The sequence below is a fragment of the Thalassobacter sp. 16PALIMAR09 genome (assembly GCF_000765485.1).
In the GTDB taxonomy this organism is placed as follows: Bacteria; Pseudomonadota; Alphaproteobacteria; order Rhodobacterales; family Rhodobacteraceae; genus Thalassobacter; species Thalassobacter stenotrophicus.
Window position 1 is genome coordinate 731059 of record NZ_JHAK01000001.1, and the last position, 12613, is coordinate 743671.

General features: G+C 57.6%; 7 protein-coding genes and 1 tRNA gene. 3 read left to right on the forward strand and 5 right to left on the reverse strand.

Going from position 1 to position 12613, the window contains the following annotated elements; genetic code table 11:
* Positions 1-105 precede the first annotated feature (105 nt).
* The 3 genes from PM04_RS03510 to PM04_RS17320 all read left to right on the forward strand — a co-directional run bounded on the left by PM04_RS03510 (position 106) and on the right by PM04_RS17320 (position 7012).
* Entirely contained in the window at positions 106-591 is a 486-nt protein-coding gene (locus PM04_RS03510) for a molybdopterin-dependent oxidoreductase (protein WP_038003656.1), read from the forward strand.
* Positions 592-594: 3 nt separating this feature from the next.
* Positions 595-3138, forward strand: a complete 2544-nt coding sequence (locus PM04_RS03515; RefSeq protein WP_038003658.1) for an ATP-binding protein — start codon at positions 595-597, stop codon at positions 3136-3138.
* 130 nt (positions 3139-3268) lie between these two features.
* Entirely contained in the window at positions 3269-7012 is a 3744-nt protein-coding gene (locus PM04_RS17320) for a GEVED domain-containing protein (protein ID WP_052068425.1), read from the forward strand.
* A 782-nt stretch (positions 7013-7794) separates the two neighbouring features.
* On the opposite strand, the gene PM04_RS03525 is transcribed toward PM04_RS17320, so the two are convergent.
* The 5 genes from PM04_RS03525 to PM04_RS03545 all read right to left on the reverse strand — a co-directional run bounded on the left by PM04_RS03525 (position 7795) and on the right by PM04_RS03545 (position 12540).
* Positions 7795-7869 (reverse strand) — tRNA-Glu (locus tag PM04_RS03525).
* A gap of 97 nt (positions 7870-7966) precedes the next feature.
* Complete coding sequence (recJ, locus tag PM04_RS03530; protein WP_038003660.1) at positions 7967-9718, reverse strand: single-stranded-DNA-specific exonuclease RecJ; 1752 nt, start codon at positions 9716-9718, stop codon at positions 7967-7969.
* A 62-nt stretch (positions 9719-9780) separates the two neighbouring features.
* Positions 9781-10740: a class II fructose-bisphosphatase gene (gene glpX, locus PM04_RS03535; protein WP_038003662.1), complete on the reverse strand. Its 960-nt coding sequence runs from the start codon at positions 10738-10740 to the stop codon at positions 9781-9783.
* Between the two features lie 142 nt (positions 10741-10882).
* Complete coding sequence (locus tag PM04_RS03540) at positions 10883-11563, reverse strand: thermonuclease family protein (protein ID WP_052068426.1); 681 nt, start codon at positions 11561-11563, stop codon at positions 10883-10885.
* A gap of 77 nt (positions 11564-11640) precedes the next feature.
* A complete protein-coding gene (locus PM04_RS03545) occupies positions 11641-12540 on the reverse strand; it encodes a DMT family transporter (RefSeq protein ID WP_038003664.1) in 900 nt (299 codons plus the stop codon).
* Positions 12541-12613 lie beyond the last annotated feature (73 nt).

A 12613-nucleotide genomic window follows, 5' to 3' on the forward strand; every position in this document is an offset into this window, starting at 1 on the left:
CACGCAGCACCCAAAGGTCCTATACGAAAGGATATAAGGTCTATCCCGATACGTTATCCCGCCTGGACCGGCTAAACGATAATGCCGAGGCGAAAGGAACGCACAATGTTCAAATTCCATCTTCCCTCGACTCTCGTGAGCGCACTTATGGCGCTCATTGCCTCTGTCATGTTCGCGCATTCGGAGACTGATCCGATTGTTCTCTCCGTCGACCACGACCAAATTGAATACCACTTCACTTTGAATGACATGATGGCTTTCGATCCCGTTAGCTTTTCAACCAAAACGATCTGGAGCCATGGCACGCAGGAATTCAAAGGCGTGCGTTTGAAAGATCTGTTGGACAGCATCGAAATTTCAGACGGGAAAATGCGCGCAGTTGCAGTAGATGACTACGCCGTAGACATCCCTGTCAGTGATGCCGTGAAAGATGGTCCCATCATCGCCTACCTCCACAATGGGGCACAGATGAGCCGACGTAGCAAAGGGCCGCTGCGGATTGTGTACCCCTATGACAGCCACAAAAAGTACCAGACGGAAACAGTATATTCCCGCTCAATTTGGCAGCTCAATCGTTTGTTCGTTAAATAACCCATGAAGCCATCTGCAAACCCGTTCTTGCGCCCGTTCGGGGGGCGTCCTTTGCGCATGGTCTTTGGCTCCGCCTCCATGATCATCATCGCTGGTTGCATTGCAATCAGCTATTTGTCGTTCAACGTATGGTCTTATGTCGACAATCTCAGCGTCGCGAAGCAGGGCCAGCAAGAATACCTGTCGGCCCAATTGGAGATCGAATATCTCAAACTGCAAGACGCGATTGATGACGTCGAGGCCGGCGGAGAGCCCTACCTTGACGAACTGCGCAAGCGGTTTGACATTTTCTACAGCCGTACCCTGCCTTTGCGCCAGGGATCCGGTGCGGGGCAATTCAGTCCAGACCTGATGAAGCTGAAGGTTGTTTTGGACACGCAACTGCCCTTAATCGACGGCTCTGATGAGAAACTTCTAGCGGGTTTGGATGACCTACGCCGCGCGCTTTACAGTGTGCGCACCTTACCTCGCAACATTGGCCTCGACTTTATGAGCTTTGTCGCCAAAAACAGTGAGGCCGAGCGCGACCGCACCGTTGGATTGATCGAAGTTCTGATCGTTTCGGTGACCGCGATGATCGTAATCTTTATGGGCTTGATTATTGGATTGCTACGACAGGCCAAGTCCCTTCAGGACGCCACCCAAGCCGCAGCAAGCAGAGACGCGCGTCTCAGTGCAACACGTCGCGGTGCTCTTGACGGGATTATCGTTTGCGACAGAGACGCCAAGATTGTTGATTTTAGTAAATCTGCCGAGGAATTATTTGGCCACACCCGCCAAGAGGCTCTGGGTAAAAAGTTTTATGACCTACTGCTGCCGCCGAACGAGCGGGAGATTTTTCTCGACGCTATGAAGAACTATGCGCAGACGGGCGAAACCACCTTTGCTGATAGAGGGAGGATTGAAATCAATGCTCTGCATCGGGACGGTCATGTTTTTCCTGCAGAAGTTGGTAGCTCACTAGAGGATACGGAAACCGATTTCTTTTTCGTCTGTTACATGCGCGATATTACCGAACAGGAAGCACAAAAGGCTGAGTTGGTCGCGAGCCGTGACAACGCACTATCCAACAGCCGGGAACGCTCACGCTTTTTCGCGATGATGAGCCATGAAATGCGCACGCCGCTGAATGGCATTCTATCGGCGCTTCAAATGCTGGAAGGCAGCCCACTGAGCAAGGCTCAGAGGTCCTACTTGGCTGCCGCGCTGACTTCGGGCGATATCTTGCTGGGTCACATCAATGATGTCCTAGCGATTGAGCGCGCTGAAAAAAGCGAAACCCCAGAGCCGACCCCATGCGATATCGCAACCCTGACCGACAGCCTTGTGGCAACGCTACAGCACCTCGCACGGGACAACGAAACCGTCATTGAGCTGGAGCAATCCCGGACTCAAGACCGCTGGTTCATGACTGACCCACCCGGCATTCAGCAGATCATCGTTAACCTGCTTAGCAACGCGATCAAATTCACCCCTGGCGGCGCGGTCAAGCTTGCACTGAACTATGTGCCGGATACTGGCACCCTGCACCTAGATGTGACCGACACCGGCATCGGCATCGCCGAAGAAGACCTGCACCGGATTTTCGAGGATTTCATCTCATTGGACAGCAGTTACGCACGCCGCACCAGCGGCACCGGACTGGGCCTTGGTATTGTGCAGCGGTTCGTGAATACTATGGGCGGGCAGATCACCTGCGCTTCTACGCTTGGTGAAGGCACCCATTTCCATGTGGAACTGCCCATGGTCGAAGCCTCCCCCGAGCAACTGCCCAAACCCGAAGGCCAGCAACCCTTTGAGAGCACCCAGCACAAACAACATCTGTTGGTGGTTGATGACAATGAGATCAATCGCGACCTTCTGGGTGCGATGTTGGAACGGCTTGGTCACGAGGTCTCCTATGCGATCGGCGGGCAGCAGGCGATTGATATGGCGGCAGAAACGCAGTTCGACGCGATCCTGATGGACGTTTCTATGCCCGAAATCAGCGGCACGCAGGCCACGCGTCAAATTCGGTCACGGCCTGGGATCAATCAAAACACCCACATCATTGCCGTCACGGCGCATGCCCTGCCATCCGAGCGTGAAGCGTTTCGTGCGGCAGGTATGAACGGCTTCTTGGCCAAGCCCATCAACCTGCGTGAGCTTGATCGCTGCCTTGTTGCGCATGAGGTGTGCGCATCTTCTCAGATCCCCTCAGATCAGGGAGCCGACATTCCCGTCCTTGACGACAATCAGGTAGCCGACTTGCTGGAGGTTATCGGCCGCGACGGGTATGCCGCGCGGATTGAAAAACTGCGGGCCCAACTCACCACCGACCTTGCTGCGCTAGAGGATGCCCAAAGCGTGCGCGACATTCAGGCTCACGCGCATTCAATGGCGGGTGCTTGCGGGATGCTGGGTGCCAAACGGCTGCACCGCTTGCTCCAAACGATTGAGGCCGCGTGTAAAATCGGCAAGGCCGATGATGCACGGCGCCAGATCGAAAACGTGCCCGCCGCCATCAAGGCCTCCCTCACAGCTTGGGACATTGTTTTGAAATCCTGATGCAATTGCGCCCCTATCCTTATGGATAGGAGCGCCCGCTTTGGCATTAGTCATTGTGTATTTTGCGCCCAGCGCACTTCGCATTGCTCACGTATCGTACCCGTAAGGAATGATACTTCAGGATTTAGAAATGCACAGAATCGCACGTCGTTTTGCCATCGCGCCTCTCATGGTGGCTTTGTGGTCTTTTGCGGCGCCCGCAGCGGCGCAATCTGTGGATGATGCGAGCTGCGGTGCGCTTTGTATCACAGCCAGCTCGTCATTCCTCGCAGATCCAGCAGCAATCGTGCGGGAACTCAACAATGGACTATCCAGTCTGTTGGGCGTTGATCTTGGGTTAGATGATGTCCGCGTCGACCTCATTGGCGCGCAGGTCCCTGTTGATGATTTTGTCACAGAACTTGAGGCGGTCACTGGCACGACGTCACTGGATGATGCCCTTAATTCCGAAGCAACCCTATCAGAGATTTTTACAGCCGCTGCGAATGCGGCTGCCAATAACGGGGATCCGGCCGCGGCGACTGCGTTGCAAGCATTGGCAACAAACACCAGTGGCCTGACAGATGGCGTTTTACTGAGCGATTTTTTGGTACTGGACACCACAGAGGGTGAACTGTCGGGCGCAAACCTTTCGACCTTAGATTTGGTGAGCGGTTCGGTGCAGCTTTATAATGCGCGCTACGGCGCGGGCACCCCAGAACCCGTGGTCGTCGACATTTTAGGATTGGGAGAGGTTAGAGCCTACCTTCAAATAACAGAAGCCCCCCAACTCGTATGCGGCCCCGAAGGCACCACGTTCAGATCAGCAGCAGTTCGCACGAAAATTGATATCGCGCTGAATGAGGCGCCTCAGCCCCTTGACCTTGGAGTCGCCGTTGTAGAAATCCAGTCACCTGACGTGTCGCTTTATGTTGAGGTGGGCGAAGCCGATGGGTCTGTGACCAGCATCGATGTTGCAAATCAGACGGCTCAGGCGACGATGACGCCCGGGGTGGTCAACGCGTACTTGGGGGAAATCGACGATGCGGTGTATTTCGCCCGTGAACGTGTGATCACCGCAGATGATATCGGGACGTCGACAATAGCGGATGCAACCGTAACAATTCCGGGCATCGCATTTTTGCCTGATACAGTGATAGCCGCTTCGATCCGAGCCTCTTCCAACGGCGAAACAGTATCCTTTGGCTCTGGCACCTTAGATTTTACAGCCCCCTACCCACAAACTCGTGAGCTGGATGTCCCGATCAACGCTGTGGACCAAGTTGTGGGTGGCATCACGAACAATCTCAACGTTGAACTCGACCTGCCCGGCGGGCCACTCGTAGATCCGATTGAATCCGTGATCGAAGCCGCGGTCAGCACCGCGATAAGCGACATTGTAGATGACGCGATCACCCAAGCACTTGGCCAAGCCGTTGATCCGGTGCTCGCTGCACTGGGCATCACCATTGGCGGCGGCGAAGCGACGGTTTTGGGCGTGTCAGATACATGCGATGATTTCGGTGATTGCCCGATTTCCGGCACTGCACCCGATGGCACCAGTACCAATGCCTACGGAACACCATCACACGCATTGTCCGATGATTTGTATTTGGGGCTGGTGCCTGCCGACGGCGACGCACAACACCGCGACAGTGCAGACGCGCAGGGCGATGACACCACCGGCGCAGATGACGAAGACGGTGTCTCATTTCCTGCACTCGCAAAGGGGGACGACGTCGTCCTGAACGTCACAGTCGCAGAACCCTCCACCGCGACTGGCTATTTGATGGCTTGGGTGGATTGGGACGGAAATGGCGTTTTTGACGCTGGCGAAGTCATTGCTGATGATCTGCAAGACACCGACGGCGACGGAACCATCGCCGTTCCACTGACCGTTCCCGCAGGCAACCCACTCTCTACGACCTTTGCACGCTTCCGGTACTCTAGTCAGGCAGAACTGGCGTCCGATGGCCTCGCTACAGACGGTGAGGTTGAAGACTACGCAATCGTTTTTGTAACACCAGAAGGCAGCATTTCTGGCACCCTGTTTGAGGATGCCGACTTGGATGGTAACCTGACGGACGGTGAGCCCGTTTTGCCTGCGGACATAACCGTCAGCCTGTTTGATGACCGCGGAACACCTGCGGATGACACCGATGATGTGCTCGTTGCGACAACCCAAACGACAGCCGAGGGAACCTATGAGTTCCTCGGCGTGTCAACGCTCTCGACCTACCGGGTCCTCGTAGATGCAGCAGATGCCGAAATTCCAGCGGGACTGTCTGTGTCTACAGGCAATCCGTTGCGCGGCCTTGCGGTTGTGGCGGATACAGAACTGAGCGGGCAGGATTTTGGCTTTGTCCCAACGCCCCCCTCTGCGGATCTATCCCTGACCAAAACGGCGCTGGACCCGGCAACCGGACAGCCGATCACCGCTGCGAACGCAGGAACCGCGATTGATTTTGTTTTGACAGTGAGTAACGCTGGCCCAGAAACCGCAACAGGTATTGAGGTTCTGGATCTGCTACCGAACGGCTATGTCTACCTATCGGACACCGCTACAGATCAAGGCCAAAGCTATGACACGGGCACAGGCATTTGGCAGGCTGGGCAATTGGATGCGGGGCAAAGCACGTCCATCACCCTGAGGGTCCAAATGCAGGCCAGTGGAGAGCACACCAACCATGCTGAAATCGTAGCCAGTTCTCTGCCTGACCCCGACAGTGACCCCTCCGTTGGGCGTGGTGTCGATGATCTTGCAGACGGGCTTGCGGACGATGACGAAGCAAACGCCACCGTGGCCTATACCGGCACTGGCGCTGTTTTGTCGGGGACGATATTTTTCGACAACGGGGCGAACGCCACTGCCTATGACGCGCTTCAGGGTGGGTCTGAGCTTGGCACGAGCCTCGCCTTTCTGGAGGTTTTTGATGCTGGTGGCACGCTCATCGATACACCCGAAATCGCAGCCGACGGCAGCTGGTCTCTGGTGCTGCCTGATGGGTATGCGCAGAGCGTCCGCTTGGCCCTAGCGGGTCCGCCGCAAGTGCGCGTCGTCTCAGAACAAACGAGTGGTCTGCCTGCCTTGGTGGACGCTGACGCGCGGGACGGCAGCTATACGTTCACACCCGAGGTGGGCGCATCCTATGCCAGCCTCGACTTTGGTGTCATCCGCGCTGCAACACTTGGAACAGACCAACAGGTCGCTTTGCGCCCAGGCCAAGTTATTTCCCTACCCCACAGCTACACCGCTGACGCAGAAGGCAGCGTTGTGTTCGACTTGGCAACGCCCACCAACACAGCCTTCAATGCGACGCTTTTTGTGGACACAGGTTGTGACGGCAGCCCGGATCAACCCGTGACAGGACCGATCAACATCCAGGCAGATACAACGATTTGCTTGATTGCACGCGTCAGCAGTTCAGCAGGTGCTGCAAATGGTGACAGCATAGCCATCACGCTGACGGCAACGACGCAATACGGCAGCTCTGGTTTGATCCAAGAGGACATCAACACAGACCGCGTCCGCGTCGAAACACAACAAGGGACACTCAAGCTGTCCAAAACCGTTCGCAATGTAACCGATGGCGCCAGTGAAACCTTTCGTAATCAGGCCAGCATTGGTGACACATTAGAATATCGCATCACGCTCGAAAATCTGGGCACCCTGCCCGCCTCAGAAATTACGATCTACGATCGGACGCCGCCCTACACGACTTTGGCTGTTGGAAGCGATAGCCCTGTAACCTTAGCCCCCGGCGTCACATGCACACGCACGGTACCTGCGGATCAAGGGGTGAATTATCAAGGTGATTTACAGTGGGTATGTGCGGGCGACTATTTGCCGGGCGCTCGTGGCTCTGTAAGCTTTCGGGTGGAAGTGGCGCCTTAGGACTATCCGCGGCGCCCCGTACGCATCGGATGAGCCGCCTTCGGCCTCAGCATCCCTTGTGTCACCAACGCTGTCAGAACAATTGCAAACACCAAGCCCCACCGTGATCGAGGGTGAAAGCTCCACCCACCCCTGGCTTGACAGCGCCCTATAGACGATCTCGCAAGTAAAGAAGGTAAGGTTGGGCCCTGTCATCATCGATTTAAGACCCAAAGTCGGTGTCACGCACATCCAAACTACAGGACGCAAACGTTGCACGCCAGTGCGCAAAGCCGCTTACAGAAGTGACTGCCCGTCCTGGCTCAACTCATCAAAGGTCGCAAATTGCCAATCCAAGTCCCCCCCCCACACGTCGTCCACAGCCAATCGTCTGAGCCGCACAAATGAGTATCGTTCGCCTTAGGAAGGCGAGGATACCGATGCAAATATAGAGGCGAAAAGCATCTCGAGTAGAGAATGGATTTTTCTTGCAGCCTGAACGTGCTTAGGGCCTACGCGAAACGCCTAATTGGCCAAATAGTGAATGTTGCCCGGCTGACGTTGTAGCTTGCGGCTCAAACCTCCAAACTATCCTACATCCCCCTGCGTTTCGTTGAATGTTAAGGCAAGAATTATAGGCGAACGAAACGCTTAGCAGACACAGGCAACTTGCTTCGCGTCCCGAATACTTGACAGCGAACAATTTAGGTAGACTGCCTGTCCTACTAATTCTCAAGAGATAGATTTGTTTGACCGGCCCTGACTGGCGCATCCAATATCGGAGATGTTTTGAGTGAAAACAGTGGCAGCCCGTAGGGGAATCGAACCCCTCTTTCCAGGTTGAAAACCTGGCGTCCTAACCGATAGACGAACGGGCCACTCTTCTGTGAGGCGGTGTTTAGGCAAACGCCGCGGAGCGCGCAAGAGGAAAATTCACTCTTTTTGGATAAAAAATTTAGCGACCAAAAAGAGGGTCTAAATAGGACGTGAAACGTCTTCTATACGCAGCTGTGGAGTCTGCCGTCCGCCCCATGAATTCACCTCCAAACGGCCTGCAAAATGCAGCGGCGCGCCAGCGGCGTCGGCAATCGCTGCTGCGATTCCGTTGTCCGCAGCACCAAAGGCGATTGCCTCCAGACGGACCGGCCCACCATCGGACAAAACCAACTTAAGATGCCCCTGCCCGACCGGTTTGGAAAACGTCACACGGACCTCAGGAAACGCAAATCGTGGCGCACGTGCGCCCTGCCCAAAGGGACCAGCTTGTTCCAATTGTTCGATCAATTCGGTCGTGACTGCACCCGGCATCAGAGTCGCATCGATCTTCAAATCTTGCGGGCCGCCTACCCCTGCCCCTTGCTTGTCGAGTAGCTCGGACAAGCGCGCCATTGCGGCCTCTAGCTGATCCTCGGCCACTGTCAGGCCAGCAGCCATCCTGTGTCCGCCCCCCTTGACCAGTAGCCCCTCCGCGGCGAGCTTCTGGATGCTCGCGCCGAGATCAACACCATGAACGGATCGACCCGAGCCTTTGCCAAATCCACCCTCCAATCCAATCACCACAGCGGGACGGTTCGTCGTCTCCTTGAGGCGAGAGGCAACGATACCCACAACGCCCGGATGCCAACCCTCACCAGCGGCCCACACCAGCGGTGCATCCAGCCCCCGTGCCTCGGCCTGCGCCAAAGCGGCCTCACGCACCTGCGCCTCGATATCCCGGCGCTCAGCGTTCAAGACCTCCAACCGCGCCGCAAGCGCTGCCGCCTCGTGGGCATCTGGCGTCGCCAAAAGCCGCGCCCCGAGATCAGCCGCGCCGATCCGACCGCCCGCGTTCACCCTCGGCCCCAGAACAAACCCGAGGTGATAAGAGGACGGAGCCGTGTCCAGCCGCGCCTCATCCGCAAGGGCCACCAAACCGGGGCGCGCCCGACGTCCCATAACCTGAAGCCCCTGACGGACCAGTGCACGGTTCACGCCCACTAAGGGCGCCACATCTGCAACGGTCGCAAGGGCCACCAAATCCAACATCGCGATCAAGTCCGGGCCTTTGTGACCCGCAACGCGCATTTGACGGTTCGCCTCGACCAGCACCAAAAACACGACAGCCGCCGCGCACAGATGCCCCAGATCGCCGCTTTCATCCTGCCTGTTGGGGTTCACGACCGCCAGCGCAGGAGGCAGCGTTTCGCCCCCCAAGTGGTGGTCAATCACCACAACATCCGCCGCGTCCGCCGCCGCAATGGCATCATGCGAAAGCGTGCCGCAGTCCACACACAGGATCAAATCATGGTCACGCGCCAGCGCGGCCATGGCCGTTGGGTTCGGGCCATAACCTTCATCAATCCGGTCGGGCACATAGAGCGTCGCCCCTAACCCAAGATCGCGCAGCCACCAAATCAACAGGGCCGCAGAGCTGCCACCATCCACGTCATAATCCGCGAACACAGCAATCTTTTCGCGCTTTTGAACCGCGCGCAAAAGACGCTCCGCTGCTGGTGCCATGTCCCGCAGGCTCAGCGGATCGGGCAACAGATCGCGCAGTTTGGGCGCGAGAAAGCTCTCGACCTCATCCGCCGCAACGCCGCGCCGCGCCAAATGGCGGCACAGCGCCTGTGGTAGCCCCGTACTTTGCACCAACGCCTCGGCCGCGCGGTCTTGTGCCGGGTCAATCCCAACCCAAGCGCGCCCCGTGACTGAGGCAGCCACTCCCAGAACATGTCCTGCCGTCATGCGAGCAGCTCCCTATGGTGCGCGTTTGGTCTGTCGTTGATCTGCCGCATCGCGACAGGGGCTTAGACTGGGTTGCGATAGACCATCCGGCGGACCGAACCGGTTTTGGAGCGCATCAGGATCGTCTCGGCGGTCATGTAGCCGACTTCCCGCTTAATGCCGGACACGATGGACCCATCGGTCACGCCAGTCGCGGCAAAGATCACGTCCGAAGTCACCATCTCATCGCGGGAATAGATCTTGTCGAGGTCCGTGATGCCAGCTTTTGCAGCGCGGCCACGCTCATCATCGTTGCGGAACAGCAGGCGGCCATACATCTGCCCACCCATACATTTCAGCGCCGATGCCGCAAGCACACCCTCAGGTGCGCCCCCCTCACCCATATACATGTCGATACCTGTGATCTCGGCCTCGGCGCAGTGCATCACACCAGCCACGTCACCATCAGTGATCAGACGGATCGCAGCGCCGGTCGCGCGGATTTCAGTCACCAGTGCTTCGTGGCGGGGACGCTCCAGAACGCAAACCGTGATCCCTTCGGGGCCGCAGCCTTTGGCCTTGGCCAGTGCTTCGACACGTTGGGTCGGTGTCATGTCCAGCGTTACGATACCCTCGGGGTAGCCGGGCCCAATCGCCAGCTTCTCCATGTAAACGTCAGGCGCGTGCAGCATTGAGCCGCGCGGCCCCATGGCGATAACTGTCAACGCGTTGGGCATGTCTTTTGCAGTCAACGTGGTGCCTTCCAGAGGGTCCAGCGCGATATCAACGCCTGGGCCTTCGCCTGTGCCCACTTCTTCGCCGATGTACAGCATAGGGGCCTCGTCACGCTCCCCCTCACCGATGACAACGACGCCTGCGATGTCCAGCTGATTGAGCTGTTCGCGCATGGCGTTCACAGCCGCTTGGTCCGCGGCCTTTTCGTCGCCGCGCCCGATCAGCTTAGCAGAGGCAAGTGCCGCCGCCTCCGAAACGCGGGCAAGGCCCAGGGACAACATGCGGTCGTTGAAATCGGGTTTGGTCATAAGCCTGTCTTTCCATTCTGAGGTTAACTCGACTTATCCTGCGGGCATCGGCGGGGCAAGCATGGGGGCGCTAACAACATGTCGCGCCGTTGCGCGATTGCCATTTCCCCGCAACTTGACCGCAATCGTTCTGGCACGTAGCCTAGCGGCGAGCCCCGCGCCACCCTGCCGCCCGTGCCTCAGCCTCAGTGCAGAACCACCGCTCGCCGCGATCTACACGGATGTTTGTGCGCGCATAGTTCTCATCACCGGGGCGGTGATAAATGCGGCCATTGGAGGAAATGTTGCCCTTGATCATGCACGCAGGATCAGGCGCAGAATTTGGCGCGGCACGGTTTGTGGCCCGCGCGCGCCGATGCTCAGACGGGTCCAGCATGTCCATGGACCAAAGCCCCCGGTCCGCAAGGATCGCGGCCTTTTCCTCAGCAGCGTAGGTTTTGCTCTCTCGGTAAGTCAGCGCCAAGCCTTCTCGCACCAGCCGCGCGCCAAGGTCTTCGCCCCCAATGGTGCAGGTCACAAGCGGACGGTCATAGCGATCAATCTGTTGCGCCGTGCAGGTCGCCGCCCGTCCATTGAACGCCTTGCGCACCGTTTCAGCCACCCAAGCACCGCAGCCAAATGTCGCCCCGGTATCGAGTGTACAGGTTTGATCTAGCTCGGGCGCGTCGATCCCGATGAGCCGCAAGTTCTGTGATCCGCCAACCCGCAGGCTGTCCCCATCGCCCATGACAACCGGACCGGAAAACACCAAATCCGCGCGCGCCATGACAGGCGCGAACAACACAGCGGCTAAGGCCGAAAACGCGATATAACGTAAATACATAGTGGCGATGTAAGGACGACACCCCCAGCCCACAAGACAAAACATGAACGAATGGTTAATCCGCAGTTAAGCGAGGGTCAGACCTGCCCGGCCTCAATCGCAGCCCGGGCCTGCGCCCGGCGCAATACCGACTCGCGCCACGTGATGAAGCTGACGGCTGAGATAATCACACCCCCACCCACAATCACCCACACGTCAGGGGTTTCGTCGAACGCGAGCCAGCCCAGCAGCACCGCCCAGACCAGCTGCAAAAACGTCACCGGCTGGGTCAAGGTCACAGGTGCGGCAGCAAACGCGTAAGTCATCGCGTAATGCCCGCCCGTTGCAAAGACCGCGACTAGAAACATCCATCCCCAATCCTCAAGACTGGGCGGCACCCAAACCGCAAAGGCAAAAGGCGCAAGCCCAAGCGTGACAAAGATCGACAACATGGCCACCACCATGCTGGCCGGCACCTCGCCCGAGAGTTTCTTTGCCAAAAGGTATGATCCAGCAAAGCCAGCCGCCGTGCCGAGCATCGCGATGTGGCCCAGATCAACCTCGCGGAAACCGGGGCGCAAAATGATGAGCGCACCCAACAACCCTGCCCCAACGGCCGCGATGCGCCTGGCTGCCAGCTTTTCACCTAGGAAAAGGGCCGCGCCCACGGTCACATAAATCGGCACGAGGTAGTTCATCGCAGTAACCTCTGCGATGGGGATGCGCGTCATTGAAAAGAACCACAAAATCACACCAAGGGAATGGATCACACCGCGCAGCGAAAACCGAACAAGCGTCGCGCGCTCGAGCCGTGTGGCCATAAGGCCCTTGGCTACGGGCAGCAAAAACACCAACCCCAGCACATATCGCATGAATGCCGCCTGCGCGGCCGGCAAGTCTTGGGCCGAGTGCTTGACGATCGCGGTTACCGTGACAAAACACAGCCCCGTGACGATCATCCAAAGAACTCCAACAAGGGGTTTGTTTGGTGTGGTCATGCCCACAGCATTGGCGCAGATCGCGAGGGTGCACAACAAAAAGGCACCGCATGCCGGATATGCAAAATTCCGC

Bases quoted from the DNA above. Each gene is read 5' to 3' on its own strand.
- PM04_RS03510 (WP_038003656.1), top strand. From the start codon at position 106: ATGTTCAAATTCCATCTTCCCTCGACTCTCGTGAGCGCACTTATGGCG.
- PM04_RS03515 (WP_038003658.1), top strand. From the start codon at position 595: ATGAAGCCATCTGCAAACCCGTTCTTGCGCCCGTTCGGGGGGCGTCCT.
- PM04_RS17320 (WP_052068425.1), top strand. From the start codon at position 3,269: ATGCACAGAATCGCACGTCGTTTTGCCATCGCGCCTCTCATGGTGGCT.
- recJ (WP_038003660.1), bottom strand. From the start codon at position 9,718: ATGACGGCAGGACATGTTCTGGGAGTGGCTGCCTCAGTCACGGGGCGC.
- glpX (WP_038003662.1), bottom strand. From the start codon at position 10,740: ATGACCAAACCCGATTTCAACGACCGCATGTTGTCCCTGGGCCTTGCC.
- PM04_RS03540 (WP_052068426.1), bottom strand. From the start codon at position 11,563: ATGTATTTACGTTATATCGCGTTTTCGGCCTTAGCCGCTGTGTTGTTC.
- PM04_RS03545 (WP_038003664.1), bottom strand. From the start codon at position 12,540: ATGACCACACCAAACAAACCCCTTGTTGGAGTTCTTTGGATGATCGTC.